This is a genomic window from Domibacillus sp. DTU_2020_1001157_1_SI_ALB_TIR_016 (assembly GCF_032341995.1).
Lineage (GTDB): Bacteria > Bacillota > Bacilli > Bacillales > Domibacillaceae > Domibacillus > Domibacillus indicus_A.
The window spans coordinates 2,581,301-2,597,019 of sequence record NZ_CP135439.1 but is presented as its reverse complement, the minus strand read 5'-3'; the positions used below and the strand labels follow the sequence as shown (position 1 = coordinate 2,597,019).

Sequence of the window (15,719 nt, the reverse complement as noted above, 5' to 3'; positions counted from 1 at the left end):
CTGCTCTCTTTTTACCTGTTAAAAAAATAAAGTGAAGGAGGGACTAGTCATGGTGAAATACACATTAAAAAGACTTTTTTACATGGTGCTGACACTGTTTATTATCGCAACGATCACTTTCTTCTTAATGAAACTCCTCCCTGGCTCGCCACTTACCAATCAGGAAAAATTATCTCCAGAGCAGCAGGAAATCATTTTAGACAAATATGGCTTAAATGACCCCGTTCCTGTTCAATACGTGAATTACATGACCAATTTGCTGAAAGGGGACTTAGGTTTGTCGTTTGCATATGATAATCGGCCGGTTTCCCAAATGATCGGCGAACGTATTGGGCCGTCAGCAGAACTCGGATTTCAAGCGATCATATTCGGTACCGTTGTTGGGATCCTGCTTGGAGTAATTTCAGCCCTAAAACACAACACCATAATCGATTACGCGGCGACGACGATCGCCGTGCTTGGCATTTCGATTCCTTCATTTGTGTTCGCCGGCCTTCTCCAATATTTCGTCGGTGTTCAATGGCAGTGGCTGCCGGTTGCTTCGTGGGAAGGCTTTGAATACACGATTATGCCGACTTTGGCGCTATCTGTATTTGTTATTGCTACAGTCGCACGTTACATGCGCTCGGAGCTGTTGGAAATTTTAAATTCTGACTACATTACACTAGCACGCGCAAAAGGGGTCAGTGCACCGTCGATTATGGTCAAGCATGCCATTCGCAATGCCCTCATCCCCATTATTACACTGCTTGGACCGCTTGCTGTTAATATCATGACTGGCTCGCTGGTTATTGAGCGTATTTTTGCGATACCAGGAGTGGGTGATCAGTTTGTTCGCTCCATTAATACAAATGATTTTACTGTTATTATGGGGACCACTTTATTTTATAGTGTGCTGTTTGTAGTCGTTGTTTTTATTGTTGATGTACTCTATGGCGTAGTGGATCCGCGCATTCGTGTAAGTGGAGGTGGACGGAAATGAGTCAAATGGAACCAAAACTATTTGAAATTCAAGGTTCGCGCGCACATGAAGCAGAAAAAATGGGCCGCCCAAGCTTAAACTTCTGGCATGATGCATGGCTGCGCCTTCGCAGCAACAAGGGCGCCATCTTCGGACTGGTGCTGATTGCGTTAATTGTCTTGATGGCAATTATCGGGCCGTCGATGAGCGGTTACACATACAAACAGCAAAATATTCAGCATGCCAAGCTGCCTCCAAAAATTGCAGCGCTCGAAAACGTTCATTGGCTTCCGTTCGATGGACGCGATAAAGATGGCTTTGATGTGTATGAATCAAAAGGCGTAAAAGAGTATTACTGGTTCGGGACAGACGACCTCGGGCGGGATTTATGGACACGCGCCTGGTATGGCACACGCATCTCTATCTACATTGGCGTGCTGGCAGCAGTCATTGACCTGTTAATCGGTATTGCGTATGGCGGTATTTCTGGTTACTATGGCGGCCGCCTGGACAATGTAATGCAGCGAATTATTGAAATTTTAATAGGGATTCCGCAGCTGATTGTGGTTATCCTGTTTATTCTTGTATTTGAACCAGGTATTCTCTCCATCACAATGGCCATGGTCATCACCGGCTGGGTAAACATGGCGCGGATTGTACGCGGACAGTTTTTAAAGCTGAAAAACCAGGAGTATGTATTAGCTTCAAGAACACTCGGTGCTTCAGGCGGCCGTTTAATATGGAAGCATTTAATGCCAAATGTGGTCGGACCGATTATCGTTACAACCATGTTTACCATTCCAACCGCTATTTTTACCGAAGCCTTTTTGAGCTTTATCGGTCTTGGGATTGCACCGCCAGAAGCCTCGCTTGGCTCATTGGTCAATGACGGCTTTAAATCGATGCAGATGTATCCGCATATGCTGATTATTCCATCAGTTATTATCAGCTTGCTGATTTTAAGCTTTAACCTGCTTGCAGACGGACTTCGCGATGCACTGGATCCGCAAATGAAAAAATAAACAGAAAGGAGGCATTTTTATGGAGAAAGTATTAGATGTTAAAAATTTACACATTTCCTTTGATTTGCATGCAGGAGAGGTAAGAGCGGTGCGGGGAGTGGGTTTTCACCTTGAGAAAGGAGAAACACTGGCCATTGTCGGTGAATCCGGCTCCGGGAAATCGGTTACCACAAAAGCGCTCATGAGGCTTATTCCAAATCCGCCAGGCCGCATTAAAGAAGGGCAGATTTGGTTTGGAGGACGCGACCTTGCCGTGCTGACCGAAAAAGAAATGGAGAAAATTCGCGGTAAGGAAATATCAATGATCTTTCAGGATCCGATGACTTCATTAAATCCGACGATGAAAATTGGCAAACAAATTATGGAGCCGCTCATCAAGCATCAAAAAATGAGTAAAGGGGAGGCGTACAAGCGGGCTGCTGAATTACTGACACTTGTTGGGCTGCAAAATCCAGAAATGCGTATGAAGCAGTTTCCCCACCAATTTTCAGGCGGCCAGCGCCAGCGGATCGTGATTGCCATTGCACTCGCCTGCAATCCAAAAGTATTGATTGCGGATGAACCAACAACAGCCCTTGATGTAACGATACAAGCTCAAATTTTAGAATTAATGAAGGAGCTTCAAAAGAAAATCGACACAGCGATTATTTTTATTACGCATGATCTTGGTGTTGTGGCGAATGTTGCGGACCGTGTTGCCGTGATGTATGGCGGGCAAATTGTAGAAACAGGAACCGTTGATGAAATTTTTTACGATCCGAGGCATCCATATACATGGGGACTTCTGTCTTCCATGCCAAGTCCGGATACGGATCATGAAGCAGAACTTCGGGCTATTCCGGGCACCCCGCCGGATTTAATCAATCCACCAAAAGGCGATGCATTTGCTCTTAGAAGCGACTACGCTATGGCGATTGATTTTGAACAGGAGCCGCCGCTTTATCAAGTATCGGATACACATTTTGTGAAATCGTGGCTGCTGCATGAACAGGCACCAAAGGTTGAACCACCAGAAATCGTAAAAATGCAGCGTCGCTCCATGCCGGGAAATTATGATAAGCCTGTGCTGGCCGGGGAGGGAATGTAATGGAAAAGCTTCTCGAAATAAAAGGATTAAAGCAATACTTTAATGAAGGAAAACCAAATATGGTTAAAGCGGTTGACGATATTAGCTTTGACATTTACAAAGGTGAAACGTTAGGTCTTGTCGGAGAGTCTGGATGCGGAAAGTCTACAACCGGACGCACGATGATCCGGCTGTATGATGCCACAGGCGGCCAGGTGCTCTTTAACGGACAGGACGTGCACGGTAAAAAATCGCGAAAAGAACTTATGCAGTTTAACCGAAAGATGCAGATGATTTTTCAAGACCCTTATGCTTCATTGAATCCACGTATGAAAGTATCAGATATTATTGCAGAAGGCATCGATATTCATGGATTAGCCAAGTCGAAAGAAGAGCGTATGAAAAAAGTATACGAACTGCTTGAAACAGTTGGGTTAAACAGGGAGCACGCCAACCGGTATCCGCATGAATTTTCAGGCGGCCAGCGCCAGCGTCTCGGTATCGCTCGTGCGCTTGCGGTGGAGCCTGATTTTATTATTGCTGATGAACCCATTTCTGCACTGGATGTATCCATCCAAGCACAAGTGGTCAACTTAATGAAAAAGCTTCAAAAAGAAAAAGGGTTAACGTATTTGTTTATTGCACACGACCTGTCAATGGTGAAATATATTTCCGATCGAATTGGCGTCATGTACTTCGGTAAGCTGGTGGAGCTTGCGCCGAGTGAGGTGCTATATAAAAATCCGCTGCATCCATACACAAAATCATTATTGTCCGCTATTCCACTTCCGGATCCAGACTATGAGCGCAGCAGAGTACGAAAAGTGTACTCACCGGATGTTCATCAGTACGGAGCGGATGATCGGGTGGAAATGCGTGAGGTGGCGCCGGGTCATTTTGTTTACTGTTCAGAAAAAGAATTGAATCAATTTCAAAAAAGCTACGAAGCGGCCCGATAAGCGGCCGCTTTTTTTAATTATAGGTTTAAGTGTTTAAAAACGGTCTATATTATATAAGAAGCACTTAATATGGGTAAGCAAAGGAGACATGCATGAACTGGTATGAAAAGTTGAATCAATATTTTCCGATTGAAGAAATGAAGGCAAAAGAACAAATCGATGTATTGCTCGCTGAACGCGGCGATGTTTACCATAAAGATGAAGGTCCGAACCACGTACTCATTTATGTAGAGTTTGACGGGTTTGTTTTTGTCGACTATCTTTTTGTGTCCAAACAAGCAAGGGGACAGGGACTAGGCAAAAAACTGATTAATGGATTAAAGTCGAAAAACAAACCGGTCATTCTTGAGGTTGAACCGGTTCAATATGAGGATACGGATACAGAAAAAAGGCTTCGCTTCTATGCCCGTGAAGGATTTGAACATGCTTCTAAAATTGGCTACCGCCGGCGTTCGCTTGCGACCGGACGGGAAACGGTGATGGAAATTCTTTATTGGAGCCCAAGCGGGGCAGATGAGGAAGATATTTACGAAGCGATGGTTCGGACATATCGTGATATTCATAAGTATAAAGACAAAGAAATTTACGGAGCTCCTTTCGCACCGGTAAGCGAAACCCTTTCCTTTATAGATAAAGAAGAGCGTGAGAATATTCTTGAGCCGTTTGAATCCTCACAAAAAGTTTAAAAAGGTGCAGCTTTGACGTTTAGTTGACACATTCACCGGGTACAATGTATTTGTAAGTAAAAGATAATTGTTCATACAACTGAAAACGATATTCAATTGGCTGTCATTTCATGGTATAATACATATGTAGCCGGTTGTTGAGGAGTTTCACTTATCTATGAAATCTCCATGAACGTTCGATTCCTCAAATTGACAGGTATTATATATTTTATTTAAGGAGTGTGAATGAGGAATGGTTACACTATACACATCACCAAGCTGCACCTCATGCCGAAAAGCAAAAGCGTGGTTAGAGGAACACGAAATTCCTTACGTGGAACGCAATATTTTCTCAGAGCCGTTAAGCATTAACGAGATCAAAGAAATTTTGCGTATGACGGAGGACGGAACGGATGAAATCATTTCAACACGTTCGAAAATTTTCCAAAAATTGAATGTTGATCTTGAAACACTTCCACTTCAAGATTTGTTTGAATTGATCCGCCAAAACCCAGGATTGCTTCGTCGTCCGATTATTATGGATGAAAAGCGCCTGCAAGTTGGTTATAACGAAGATGAAATTCGTCGTTTCTTACCGCGGAAAGTTCGTACTTTCCAGCTGCTTGAAGCACAACGTATGGTTAACTAATTGACAAAGAAAAATTCCTGCCTGATATGCAGGAATTTTTTATTTTTTTTAACCGTTTTAGCTTGAAGAACGCAGAAAATTCAGTTAGAATGTGCAGACAGCTAAGTCTTTCTGTTTTCATTTACGTCTTGTTTATCATACAATATAGAGAAGGGATGGGGATATGTTTCCGCACCCCTGTGAACCCTCTAAATGGAAGGGAGAGACCGCATAATGGAAATTGAACGCATTAATGATAACACGGTGAAGTTTTTCATATCATATGTTGATATAGAAGAACGGGGCTTTGACCGCGAGGAAATCTGGTACAACCGGGAACGCAGCGAAGAACTGTTCTGGGATATGATGGAGGAAGTCCACGATGAAGAAGATTTTACAGTGGATGGGCCTCTTTGGATTCAAGTGCATGCACTTGATAAAGGTTTGGAAATTTTGGTTACCCAGGCAAATCTGACAAAAGACGGACAGCGTCTGGAACTGCCATTTACAAGCGATAAAATGGATGTAAATGGGCAGATTGAAGACTTGCTTGATGAACATTTTGACCGTTCAGAAGAAGACGATGCGCCGCTTGATTTTGTTCTTGCATTCCGTGATTTTGAAGACGTTATCGCGCTTAGCAATCGCGGCGGTCTCGATTACTTGACCACTTCCTTGTATGTGCACGAAAACCGTTATTATCTGTTTGTTGAGTTCGCGGACGATCGTTTCCAGGAAGAAGAAATTGACGATGCGCTCAGCATTCTGCTTGAATATACGCATGAATCCCGCATGACGATCCATACACTTCAGGAATACGGAAAATGCATCATGCCTGAAAATGTATTCGAAACCGTTCGTCAATACTTTTCATAACCAGCGTCCTCTTGACATGTCAAGAGGATGCTTTTTTGTGAAAAAAAGGAAGTGTCCTCCCGCTTGTCGAATCGTATAAAATGAAAGGAGAGGATATCTGTATGCTGTCGGCAGTGAATCGACAAGGAAAGCCGGTCGTATTGGCCGGGACAAAAGCCAAGTCACTAGCTCTTCGTTTAAAAAATACTCCTCATTACTGCCCGCAATGTGGCAGCCCTGTCAGGATTAAAGCAGGAAATGTTAACATTCCACATTTTGCCCACATTTCCCACACTTTATGCCAATCATTTTCAGAACACGAATCTCCCAGGCATTTAGCCGGAAAAGCAGACTTATTTCAATGGATTACCCAAACAGCAGAAGCAGAATTGGAAGCATGTTTGCCAGGCGGAGACCAGCGCCCGGACATTTTAACAGGAAATATAGCGGTTGAGTTTCAGTGTTCTTCGATTTCCGCTGCTTTATTTAAGGAGCGGACAGAAAAGTATACAGCGCGTGGAATGATTCCGTTTTGGATATATGGCGGCAAGCCGGTTGAGCGGAAAGGGAGCTATGTAAAGCTGACGCCTTTTCAGCGGCTGTTTTTGCGTTTTCATCCTCAGCTGGGCTTTTATTTTTTGTCGTATGACCCTGAACGAAAAGGATTTACGGTATATAAAAACATCACTCCGCTTACGGTAACACTTTGTACAGCACACCAGCGCTTTATTCCTATTCAAGACATGACGTTTCCTCCGTCTGCTTCGGGCAGCGAAAGAGATGTATCTGACCTGAATACCTTTTTTGATTACAGGCGGAAATGGATCGATCAAACCTGCCAGTTTGACCGGGGGCACCGACATCCTTTTCTTCAAGCGGTTTATGCATCCGGCCGTAATCCTTATTTGCTGCCGGAACACATTGGGCTTCCTGTCCGCAGCAGCATAGCGATTCGGAACCATCCGATTGAATGGCAGTTTTATCTTTTGCTGGAGCTGGAGAAGTGTCCGGCTGAAGAAATTATTCGACGCCGAATCGAGCTTGGACATGTAAAAGAGCAGCCGTTGCCGCTTGCCGGCGGAAAAACACCGGAGATGGCCGCTGTAGAATATGCCGCGCTGTTGGATGTAATCGGAAATCCGCTTTCTTTGGACAGCCCTTCGCTCGGTGTGAAGCTGGAAAAAGAAAAAGCCTTTACAGAGACATTCGGGAAGACTGTTTTAGACAAGCTGATTTTTTGAGGTGAAAAACAAAGGATTATATAATAAGGAAGGAGAATGGTTATATACATAAAAGGAGGTTTTTGAAGATGGCAGAAAATGCAGTAAAGCAGCTTCCGGCACGTTCTGAGGTGCCGGAGGAGCTGAAATGGCGTCTTGAAGATATTTTTGTAACGGATGAAGAGTGGGAGAAGGAATTTAAAGCGCTTCAGACACTTGCAGGAGAAGCCTCTTCCTATAGAGGGACCCTTGATGAAAGTGCAGAGCAGATGTATGCTTTTTTCTCCTGGCAGGATGTTCTGCTTGAGCGGATGGGCCGTCTATATACGTATGCGCATATGCGCTACGATGAAGATACTCAAAACGCCCATTACCAGGGCATGAATGACCGGGCTAAAATGCTGTATACGCAAATTGCAGGAGCGCTTTCGTTTGCTGATCCTGAAATTTTATCGATTGACGAAGAAAAAGTAAACGGGTTTGTCACATCCCATGAGCCGCTCCAATTGTACAAAAAAGTGCTGGATGACTTAAACAAGCAGCGTCCGCATGTTCTGTCTGCAACAGAAGAGAATCTACTGGCACAGGCATCAGATGTATTAGGCTCATCGAGTGCAACATTTGGAATGCTGAATAATGCTGACCTGGAATTTCCAGTTATCCAGGATGAAAACGGAGAAAGTGTACAAATTACACACGGCAACTACGTGCGGTTTCTTGAGTCATCGGACAGCCGTGTTCGAGAGGAAGCTTTTAAAGCCGTGTATGCCACCTATGGAAAATTTAAAAATACATTTGCTTCCACGCTATCCGGCCAGGTGAAACGGGATAATTTCTCTGCAAGTGTACGCCATTACAACAGCGCGCGTGAAGCAGCACTGTCACGTAATCATATTCCTGAAGAGGTATACGATAATTTAGTGGCTACCATTAATAAAAATCTGCCGCTGCTTCACCGTTATGTGGCGCTGCGCAAGCGGGTACTTGGTCTTGATGAACTGCATATGTACGATTTATACACGCCGCTTGTAGCAGAAGGCAAGTTTGATGTAACGTATGATGAAGCGAAAGATCTTCTTCAAAAAGGTTTACAGCCGCTCGGAAAAGAATACATCGATATTTTAACGACAGGGTTAGAAAGCCGCTGGGTCGATGTAGTGGAGAATAAAGGAAAAAGAAGTGGGGCTTACTCCTCCGGTGCTTATGGCACAAATCCTTACGTGCTGATGAACTGGCAGGATAATGTAAACAATTTGTTTACACTTGCTCATGAATTTGGGCACAGCATTCACAGCTATTATACACGTGCGAGCCAGCCGTATATTTATGGAGACTACTCTATTTTCGTGGCAGAAGTGGCTTCTACGTGCAACGAATCCATTTTAAATGATTATTTGCTGAAAGCAACAGACGATGAGAAAAAACGCATTTACTTGCTGAATCATTTTCTTGAAACATTCCGTGGCACGATTTTTCGCCAGACGATGTTTGCAGAATTTGAACACCTGATTCATGAAAAAGCGCAAAAGGGAGAAGCACTGACAGCAGACGGCTTAAGTGAAGCTTATTACGCACTGAATAAAAAGTATTTCGGTGATGATATGGTTATTGATGAAGAAATTGCACTTGAATGGGCACGCATTCCGCATTTCTACTATAACTATTACGTATATCAGTATGCGACGGGCTTAAGTGCAGCGATTGCGCTGTCTTCACAAATTTTAAAAGATGGCGAGCCGGCTGCCCAGCGGTACATTAATGAGTTCCTAAAAGCAGGTAGCTCTGCGGATCCAATTGAAGTATTAAAGCGTGCAGGCGTTGATATGACGGAAGCAGGTCCGATTGAAGCAGCCTGCCGCGTGTTTGAGGAAACACTGGACGAAATGGAGAAATTACTGGGTTAATTTGTAAGTTAGCGCTGTCAAATCCATTATTATGTCGATTTTGTGAATTGAAGGGTCATTCCTTGCAAAAAATGTGCCACACATGGTACGATGGGGTCGTGAAGTTGATCACAAACAAACATATACCCCTTTGTTTGACCGTGAAAAATTTCTCCCATCCCCTTTGTTCGTAAGAAAGAGCCCCGCTTCGGCGGGGCTTTTTCTATTTGGATGCAATAAAAAAACACCAGCATCCGATGCTGGCGTTTTTACTGAATATATTCCCAAAAAGTGCCGTGCTTCGTATGAATCCTGCGGACTTTTCGCTGCAGAAGCAGTTTTTTCATTTCGCATTCTGTCTGGCTGTCGGTCCAATCATAAACGCCTCTTATTTCACTTGTGGCCGCAATGCGAAAGTATTGCATAAATTCTTTAAGTGAAGGCGGATCAAGCGGTTCTGGTATTTCTTCTAGAATTTCCTGCAGAATTTGTACGTAAATATCATAGGAATAAAGGCCGGCAATTTTAATACCTTCATCTTCAATGCGTTCATTAAAAAACACGATCGTCGGCGCTTCGTCCACATCCATTTCACATGTGACCGCTAAATCACTTTGAAAGGCTTTTGTTGCACCAGCTGAATAAATATCATTTAAAAACTCGCTTTTGTCGAGTCCCGCCTCTTCAGCACAGCGGGTTAACACAGCTATATCTGCGACATTCTCTTTATCTAAAAATAATTGCTCCTGAATTCTCCGGAGGAACTTACTGCCGGCCCGTTTTCCCTGCAGCTCAGCTGCTTTGATGGCAATAGATGCAAGAAAAGGAGATTCGATGGTCTCTTCCTCCCAGACGGATTCCTCGCAGGCAAGCCCGCTTTGCTCCACTGCAAGAAGAGGCTTAGCTGTATTCAAGGCAGTCAGCTTGCCGGTTAATACCTGCTTCAACTTGAAATAATGGCCGTATTCTACTTGCAGCTTCCGAATAAGGGGGTCGAGCGCCCAGCAATCCGGGCACAAAGGATCAATAAATACATAGAGTTCGAGCGGCTTTTGCCGGGCAGAGCAAATACGTTCAGGCAGTTGCATCGAATTCACAAAGCATCACCCTTATCATCCGGCTGGTTCACCATATGAAACGCCGTTTGTTTAAGTCGTTCAAAAAAGAAAACACGCAATTCACCGGTTAAATGCACATCATCCATTGCCGCATTCATGCACTCCAGCCAGGCTTCTGCGCGTGCTGGCGTAATAGGGAAAGGCAAATGGCGTGCCCGGAGCATCGGGTGCCCGTGTTCATCTGTATAAAGGCTTGGTCCACCTAGAAATTGAGTTAGAAATTGTTTCTGCTTTCGGGCAGTTTCGGTTAAATCATCGGGAAAAATCGGCGCAAGATCCGGATGCTGCGAAACGCGGCTGTAAAAAACGTCCACCAGTTCTGAAAGCTGTTTCCCGCCAATGATGTCGTATGGAACATTGGATTGCTCGGCCATAAACGTTACTCCTTTTTCCTCGTAATGTATCTTCATTTTAACAAGGCTTTCGACATAAAACAAATGATAGGATTGAGGGCATATCTCCAAAACATTCCTTTTCTTTAAAAAAAACCGGCTCTACGCATTGTAGAAGCCGGTGATCTTTTTTACATAGTTTTGTGTTTCATTGAATGGCGGGATGCCGCCATACTTCTTTACGTTGCCCGGCCCTGCATTATATGCAGCGAGCGCAAGGGAAATGTCCCCATCAAACATATTGAGCATTTGGCGTAAATATTTCGTTCCGCCAAATACGTTTTGTTCTGGGTCCATCGAATCTTTAACACCGAGGTAGCTTGCAGTGCCCGGCATTAATTGCATAAGCCCTGAAGCGCCTGCGTAGCTGACGGCATTCGGGTTAAAATTGGATTCCTGTTTAATCACAGATTGGATCAATTTTTTCGGAACATTGTACTTCTCGGCAGCCCGGGTAATGATATCATCAAAATCTGTTTTAGGGGCGGCTGCAATGTCGGCGCCGGCTTTTGTGAAGAGAGCTGGTGCAGATGCTGCAGAAGAAGCGGCACTTACAGAAGCGGGGGTCCCAGCTTGAATAATTTCAAGACCCTGCGCAAGCGCCTGCTGCAAAATAGAGCCAAACACATTGCCTGTCCCAGCGGCAGAAGAAAATGGAGAAGTGGTTCCTGTTCCAGCGGCTTTAGCGACAGTCGTGTTGATCATCGTGTTGAAAAAATTTGTATCCACGTTGTTAGTTTCCCCCATGTTGTGTAAGTGCGTGATAGAAACGGCGGATTTTATTTTCAGCCGGTGTGTAGTCGATGCCATATTTCTTCAAAAGTTGATAAAAAACATCTTCTCCAGAAGCATCCTTTGCTTCATATTCAATCTCGTAATCTTCCTGCCCGAGATACGTGCTATGGTCAAATACGAGCAGGCCGCCTTCGTAAGCCATCTCTGCCCGTGTTGTTGAAAGTGTGCCAAAGTGAGCGAAATTGGCCGCGCCAGCGCGGCCAGCCGCCCGGCTGATGACTTTATTATCAGGAAGGGTGCCGTCTAAGGCGCCCTTCACTTCAAGTTGTGATAATGAAACCGTTGATTCTAAGAGACCTGTATCTGCTGGTTCTTTCAGCGTCATTTCCGCTCGTCCGCCCTTTTCACGGATGCGAAGCGCGGCGCCGGCTTCTTTAAGCAAAAAATCTGGTGTATCAAAATAGTGGTTGGACTGCTGTTGAAAAGGTCCTGGATTAAAAGCGGCGACAAGCTGATCAAACTGTGTTTTTGTAACCACACATTTAAATTCAATTTCAATTTCTTCCTTCATCGTGTCCGCCTCATTTTCCATAATGTTCTTCTTTTATTGTATCCTGTTCGAACCGTGTTTGAAAGAGTAAAATGTGGTAAAATGTTTACGAAGTTTTGAATGAACGGTTGTTGTAAAGGAGAAGTGAAGAATGAGAACGAAATGGCATTTTACAAAAACAGAATGGGCAGGCGAAACGCTTCGTCTTTTATCAGAGGAAGAGGTACAGGTCACACACTTAAAGCCGGTCTCCCAGGTGATTACCGATTCAGACGCCGCGGCTTTTGTGTATCTGGCGGAAGCAGAGCCTGGCTATGTTTATCTATATGTACACGAGAGTACGTGGGAAGAAGTAAAAAGAGCGATTGACGGCGGGCACCCGGTTGAAGCAGCCGGAGCGGACGGCACATTTCTGCTTGCCTCGTTTCATGAGGAAATGAGCGATCTGCTTGTCAACATCGAAGGAAACAGCAACTACGGCGAAGAAATGGTAGAGAAAGTGGAACGTGTTTTTTTCGCCGAACAGCGCTAATGGAGGACACCGTGCATGGACAACTGGGATGAGTTTTTAGTACCGTACAAGCAGGCGGTAGAGGAATTAAAAGTGAAGCTGCGCGGCATTCGCAAGCAGTTTACACTGGAAGACGACCGTTCACCAATCGAATTTGTGACAGGACGGGTAAAGCCGGTTCCAAGCATCTTAGATAAAATGGAAACGAAACGAATTCCAAGGGAACGCATCCAGCAGGATATGCAGGACATTGCCGGGCTGCGCATGATGTGCCAGTTTGTGGATGATATTAAAATCGTTGTGGAGATTTTGCGCAAGCGTAAAGATTTTAAAATCGTTGAAGAAAAAGATTATATTTCCCATAAAAAACCAAGCGGCTACAGATCCTATCATGTAGTCATTGAATATCCGGTACAGACCATTCACGGGGAAAGAAAGCTGCTCGCTGAAATTCAAATCAGAACGCTTGCCATGAATTTCTGGGCGACCATTGAGCATTCGCTGAATTATAAATACAATGGTGATTTTCCGGAAGAAATTCAAACAAGGCTGCAGCGTGCGGCAGAAGCCGCTTTCCGTCTGGACGAGGAAATGTCCTTGATTCGGGAAGAGATCCAGGAAGCGCAGCTGTTTTTCACAAAGAAAAAAGAATGACTACTAAACGGCAGGGGTGAGGCAGAATGAAGTTTGCGATTACATCAAAAGGGGACGCCAAGTCCAATGCATTAATGCATAAAATCCGCAATTACCTGACGGATTTTAAATTAACTTACGATGAAAGCGAGCCGGATATCGTCATTTCGGTTGGAGGAGATGGAACGCTTCTCTACGCGTTTCACCGGTATAATGGACGTCTTGATAAAACGGCATTTGTCGGGGTACATACGGGACATCTTGGTTTTTATGCGGACTGGACACCGGATGAAATTGAGAAGCTGGTAATCGCCATTGCGCGGACGCCATATCAGATCATTGAATATCCGCTTCTTGAAGCGATTATCCGCTATCAGGATGGAGGTAAAGAAACACGCTATTTGGCCTTAAATGAATCAACCGTTAAAAGTGTGGATGGAACACTCGTAATGGATGTGGAAATTCGCGGCGAGCAGTTTGAGCGTTTTCGCGGCGATGGCTTGTGCGTATCAACGCCATCTGGCAGCACAGCCTACAATAAAGCGCTTGGCGGAGCTATTTTGCATCCGTCAATCCGCGCCCTGCAGCTGGCGGAAATGGCATCGATCAACAACCGTGTGTTCCGGACTGTTGGCTCACCGCTTATTTTGCCCGCTCACCATACGTGTATTTTAAAACCGGTTAACCGGCCGGATTTTTTAGTGACCATCGATCACTTAACAATTTTGCATAAAGATGTAAAATCCATTCAATATCGTGTTGCCACAGAAAAAATCCGTTTTGCCCGCTTCCGGCCGTTCCCATTTTGGAAAAGGGTGCATGATTCCTTTGTCAGCAGTTAATGGAAAGCCATTTGAATTGTGCTGGACTGCGGATGAGGATGGACTGCTGCTCCGAACCTTTTTAGCGCAAAAGGCGATCTCTAAGCGTGCTTTAACGGATATTAAATTTACCGGCGGGCTGATTGAAGTAAATGGCCGCGAAGTAAATGTCCGCCATGTATTATCCGCAGGAGATGCCGTACGGGTAGTGTTTCCGCCCGAAGTACCATCAGGCGGACTCGAAGCGGAGCCGGTCGATCTTCCGGTTTTATTTGAGGATAAAGCGCTGATCGCTGTCGCCAAGCCGGCCGGCATGAACACGATTCCGTCCCGCGAGCATCCATCCGGCTCGCTTGCATCCGGCCTGCTCTGGCTGTATAGGGAGCAGGGGCTGCAGGCAACGGCACACATCGTTACCCGGCTGGACCGCGACACATCAGGGATTGTCCTTGCGGCGAAAAACCGATACGTGCATCATTTAATGTCTGAGATGCAAAAGCAAAAAAAGGTGTTCCGTCAGTATGAAGCACTTGCGGAGGGTATTTTTGAGCAGGCATCCGGTTTTGTGGAAGCGCCGATTGGCCGCCGGGACGACAGCATTATCGAACGAATGGTGCGTGAGGACGGCCAATATGCCCGGACGGTTTACAAAGTGATCCGGCAGTACGATGATTTTGCCCATGTGGCTGTTAAGCCGGAAACCGGGCGGACGCACCAGATTCGTGTTCATCTTGCCCATGTTGGTCATCCGCTTGCAGGCGATGATTTATATGGAGGCAGCAGGAGCCGTATAAACAGGCAGGCACTTCACTGCGGATCGCTGTCGTTTCACCATCCTGTAACAGGCGCGCCTATCGATCTTACAATGCCCATGCCAATGGATATGAAAAATATGGTTATATAGAAAAACCCGGATTCCGCTATGGAACCCGGGTTTTTTTATGAAACATCGCTGAATGAACGGAATTTTTCTCGAACGAGGGGCTGTTGGGAATCCACCGATAGGATTTCACGCTCCGGCCAGCGCAGTGCGGTCAGCTTGCCGCCAAATACACAGCCGGTGTCTATATTGATGGTGTTGCCGATCGCGCGTGGCGCGCTGACAGGCGTATGGCCGTACACAACATATGCATCTCCTGCGTACTTTTTTGCCCAGTCGCGGCGGACAGGGGAGCCATCCGGATGTTTTTCACCTGTAATGTCTCCGTAAAGCACAAACGTTTTTACACGCGCATCAAATCGGCCAATATAGTCGGCACGTATCCCGGCGTGAGCAATCACAAGCCGTTGGTCTTCAAGCACGTGATAGAGCGGTGACTCTTCATACATAGACAGGAACCGTTTTCTAAGCAGGCGGTATTCATTGGCAGGCATAGAATCAAGCTCTGCCACTGTTGTTTCCAGTCCATGTGTTTCCTGAACGTTGTTTCCAAGAAAATACCGGTACAGCTTATTGCAGTGGTTGCCTGGCACAAAAAGGGCATTTTGCTCTTCAAACAGCCGGCAGACAACGTCCATTACCCGGACCGAATCCGGGCCCCGGTCGGTTAAGTCGCCGACAAAAGCCAGCGTCCGCCCATCCGGGTGAACAGGGATACCTTCGTCCCATTTATATCCAAGCGTATGCGTCAGCATATGAAACTCATCGAAACAGCCGTGTATATCTCCGATAATATCCAGCTTCATTCAATCGCTCCCCA

18 protein-coding genes are annotated in these 15,719 nt (G+C 45.4%); 13 read left to right on the top strand and 5 right to left on the bottom strand.

Annotated elements, in window-relative coordinates:
- Positions 1–49 precede the first annotated feature (49 nt).
- The 9 genes from opp3b to pepF all read left to right on the top strand — a co-directional run bounded on the left by opp3b (position 50) and on the right by pepF (position 9,280).
- The gene (gene opp3b, locus RRU94_RS21360; protein ID WP_315692888.1) at positions 50–982 is read left to right on the top strand and encodes an oligopeptide ABC transporter permease; all 933 of its coding nucleotides are present in this window, start codon (positions 50–52) and stop codon (positions 980–982) included.
- Positions 979–1,983 (top strand): oligopeptide ABC transporter permease, encoded by a 1,005-nt coding sequence (gene opp3C, locus RRU94_RS21355; protein ID WP_315692886.1) that lies wholly within the window; start codon positions 979–981, stop codon positions 1,981–1,983. The genes opp3b and opp3C overlap by 4 nt, the downstream gene beginning before the upstream one ends.
- Before the next feature lie 19 nt (positions 1,984–2,002).
- Positions 2,003–3,070 carry an ABC transporter ATP-binding protein gene (locus RRU94_RS21350; protein WP_315692884.1) on the top strand — a complete coding sequence of 356 codons (1,068 nt, stop codon included), beginning with the start codon at positions 2,003–2,005 and terminating at the stop codon, positions 3,068–3,070.
- Positions 3,070–4,008: an ABC transporter ATP-binding protein gene (locus RRU94_RS21345; protein ID WP_251270542.1), complete on the top strand. Its 939-nt coding sequence runs from the start codon at positions 3,070–3,072 to the stop codon at positions 4,006–4,008. The genes RRU94_RS21350 and RRU94_RS21345 overlap by 1 nt, the downstream gene beginning before the upstream one ends.
- A gap of 92 nt (positions 4,009–4,100) precedes the next feature.
- A complete protein-coding gene (locus RRU94_RS21340) occupies positions 4,101–4,694 on the top strand; it encodes a GNAT family N-acetyltransferase (protein WP_242232371.1) in 594 nt (197 codons plus the stop codon).
- A gap of 232 nt (positions 4,695–4,926) precedes the next feature.
- Entirely contained in the window at positions 4,927–5,322 is a 396-nt protein-coding gene (spxA, locus tag RRU94_RS21335) for a transcriptional regulator SpxA (RefSeq protein WP_315692883.1), read from the top strand.
- A 213-nt stretch (positions 5,323–5,535) separates the two neighbouring features.
- The gene (mecA, locus tag RRU94_RS21330) at positions 5,536–6,177 is read left to right on the top strand and encodes an adaptor protein MecA (RefSeq protein ID WP_315692882.1); all 642 of its coding nucleotides are present in this window, start codon (positions 5,536–5,538) and stop codon (positions 6,175–6,177) included.
- A 101-nt stretch (positions 6,178–6,278) separates the two neighbouring features.
- Positions 6,279–7,397 (top strand): competence protein CoiA, encoded by a 1,119-nt coding sequence (locus tag RRU94_RS21325; protein ID WP_315692880.1) that lies wholly within the window; start codon positions 6,279–6,281, stop codon positions 7,395–7,397.
- A 68-nt stretch (positions 7,398–7,465) separates the two neighbouring features.
- Positions 7,466–9,280 carry an oligoendopeptidase F gene (gene pepF, locus RRU94_RS21320; RefSeq protein ID WP_315692879.1) on the top strand — a complete coding sequence of 605 codons (1,815 nt, stop codon included), beginning with the start codon at positions 7,466–7,468 and terminating at the stop codon, positions 9,278–9,280.
- 248 nt (positions 9,281–9,528) lie between these two features.
- Here the strand turns inward: pepF and RRU94_RS21315 are convergent, their stop codons facing one another.
- The 4 genes from RRU94_RS21315 to RRU94_RS21300 all read right to left on the bottom strand — a co-directional run bounded on the left by RRU94_RS21315 (position 9,529) and on the right by RRU94_RS21300 (position 12,075).
- Positions 9,529–10,347: a ClpXP adapter SpxH family protein gene (locus tag RRU94_RS21315; protein ID WP_315696085.1), complete on the bottom strand. Its 819-nt coding sequence runs from the start codon at positions 10,345–10,347 to the stop codon at positions 9,529–9,531.
- A gap of 5 nt (positions 10,348–10,352) precedes the next feature.
- Positions 10,353–10,751, bottom strand: coding sequence for a globin domain-containing protein (locus tag RRU94_RS21310; RefSeq protein ID WP_242232367.1), 399 nt, complete (start codon positions 10,749–10,751; stop codon positions 10,353–10,355).
- Positions 10,752–10,871: 120 nt separating this feature from the next.
- Complete coding sequence (locus tag RRU94_RS21305) at positions 10,872–11,498, bottom strand: lytic transglycosylase domain-containing protein (protein WP_315692877.1); 627 nt, start codon at positions 11,496–11,498, stop codon at positions 10,872–10,874.
- A 4-nt stretch (positions 11,499–11,502) separates the two neighbouring features.
- A complete protein-coding gene (locus RRU94_RS21300) occupies positions 11,503–12,075 on the bottom strand; it encodes a CYTH domain-containing protein (RefSeq protein ID WP_315692875.1) in 573 nt (190 codons plus the stop codon).
- A 130-nt stretch (positions 12,076–12,205) separates the two neighbouring features.
- On the opposite strand from RRU94_RS21300, the gene RRU94_RS21295 reads away from it, so the two are divergent.
- The 4 genes from RRU94_RS21295 to RRU94_RS21280 are packed head-to-tail and all read left to right on the top strand — an operon-like array spanning position 12,206 to position 14,923.
- On the top strand, positions 12,206–12,586 hold the full coding sequence (locus RRU94_RS21295) for a UPF0738 family protein (protein WP_251270537.1): 381 nt from the start codon (positions 12,206–12,208) through the stop codon (positions 12,584–12,586).
- Positions 12,587–12,601: 15 nt separating this feature from the next.
- Positions 12,602–13,219: a GTP diphosphokinase gene (locus RRU94_RS21290; protein ID WP_251270536.1), complete on the top strand. Its 618-nt coding sequence runs from the start codon at positions 12,602–12,604 to the stop codon at positions 13,217–13,219.
- A 26-nt stretch (positions 13,220–13,245) separates the two neighbouring features.
- On the top strand, positions 13,246–14,040 hold the full coding sequence (locus RRU94_RS21285) for an NAD kinase (RefSeq protein ID WP_242232363.1): 795 nt from the start codon (positions 13,246–13,248) through the stop codon (positions 14,038–14,040).
- Positions 14,018–14,923, top strand: a complete 906-nt coding sequence (locus RRU94_RS21280; RefSeq protein ID WP_315692874.1) for an RluA family pseudouridine synthase — start codon at positions 14,018–14,020, stop codon at positions 14,921–14,923. Before RRU94_RS21285 ends, RRU94_RS21280 begins: the two co-directional genes overlap by 23 nt.
- Before the next feature lie 35 nt (positions 14,924–14,958).
- Here RRU94_RS21280 and prpE read toward each other — a convergent pair whose 3' ends face one another.
- Entirely contained in the window at positions 14,959–15,705 is a 747-nt protein-coding gene (gene prpE / locus RRU94_RS21275; protein ID WP_315692873.1) for a bis(5'-nucleosyl)-tetraphosphatase PrpE, read from the bottom strand.
- Between the last annotated feature and the right edge of the window lie 14 nt (positions 15,706–15,719).

Excerpts from the sequence above, each read along its gene's own strand:
- RRU94_RS21290 (WP_251270536.1), top strand. The coding sequence starts at position 12,602 with ATGGACAACTGGGATGAGTTTTTAGTACCGTACAAGCAGGCGGTAGAG.
- RRU94_RS21325 (WP_315692880.1), top strand. The coding sequence starts at position 6,279 with ATGCTGTCGGCAGTGAATCGACAAGGAAAGCCGGTCGTATTGGCCGGG.
- RRU94_RS21285 (WP_242232363.1), top strand. The coding sequence starts at position 13,246 with ATGAAGTTTGCGATTACATCAAAAGGGGACGCCAAGTCCAATGCATTA.
- RRU94_RS21340 (WP_242232371.1), top strand. The coding sequence starts at position 4,101 with ATGAACTGGTATGAAAAGTTGAATCAATATTTTCCGATTGAAGAAATG.
- RRU94_RS21345 (WP_251270542.1), top strand. The coding sequence starts at position 3,070 with ATGGAAAAGCTTCTCGAAATAAAAGGATTAAAGCAATACTTTAATGAA.
- RRU94_RS21315 (WP_315696085.1), bottom strand. The coding sequence starts at position 10,347 with ATGCAACTGCCTGAACGTATTTGCTCTGCCCGGCAAAAGCCGCTCGAA.
- RRU94_RS21295 (WP_251270537.1), top strand. The coding sequence starts at position 12,206 with ATGAGAACGAAATGGCATTTTACAAAAACAGAATGGGCAGGCGAAACG.
- opp3C (WP_315692886.1), top strand. The coding sequence starts at position 979 with ATGAGTCAAATGGAACCAAAACTATTTGAAATTCAAGGTTCGCGCGCA.
- mecA (WP_315692882.1), top strand. The coding sequence starts at position 5,536 with ATGGAAATTGAACGCATTAATGATAACACGGTGAAGTTTTTCATATCA.
- RRU94_RS21300 (WP_315692875.1), bottom strand. The coding sequence starts at position 12,075 with ATGAAGGAAGAAATTGAAATTGAATTTAAATGTGTGGTTACAAAAACA.
- spxA (WP_315692883.1), top strand. The coding sequence starts at position 4,927 with ATGGTTACACTATACACATCACCAAGCTGCACCTCATGCCGAAAAGCA.
- pepF (WP_315692879.1), top strand. The coding sequence starts at position 7,466 with ATGGCAGAAAATGCAGTAAAGCAGCTTCCGGCACGTTCTGAGGTGCCG.
- RRU94_RS21310 (WP_242232367.1), bottom strand. The coding sequence starts at position 10,751 with ATGGCCGAGCAATCCAATGTTCCATACGACATCATTGGCGGGAAACAG.
- prpE (WP_315692873.1), bottom strand. The coding sequence starts at position 15,705 with ATGAAGCTGGATATTATCGGAGATATACACGGCTGTTTCGATGAGTTT.
- RRU94_RS21350 (WP_315692884.1), top strand. The coding sequence starts at position 2,003 with ATGGAGAAAGTATTAGATGTTAAAAATTTACACATTTCCTTTGATTTG.
- RRU94_RS21280 (WP_315692874.1), top strand. The coding sequence starts at position 14,018 with ATGATTCCTTTGTCAGCAGTTAATGGAAAGCCATTTGAATTGTGCTGG.
- opp3b (WP_315692888.1), top strand. The coding sequence starts at position 50 with ATGGTGAAATACACATTAAAAAGACTTTTTTACATGGTGCTGACACTG.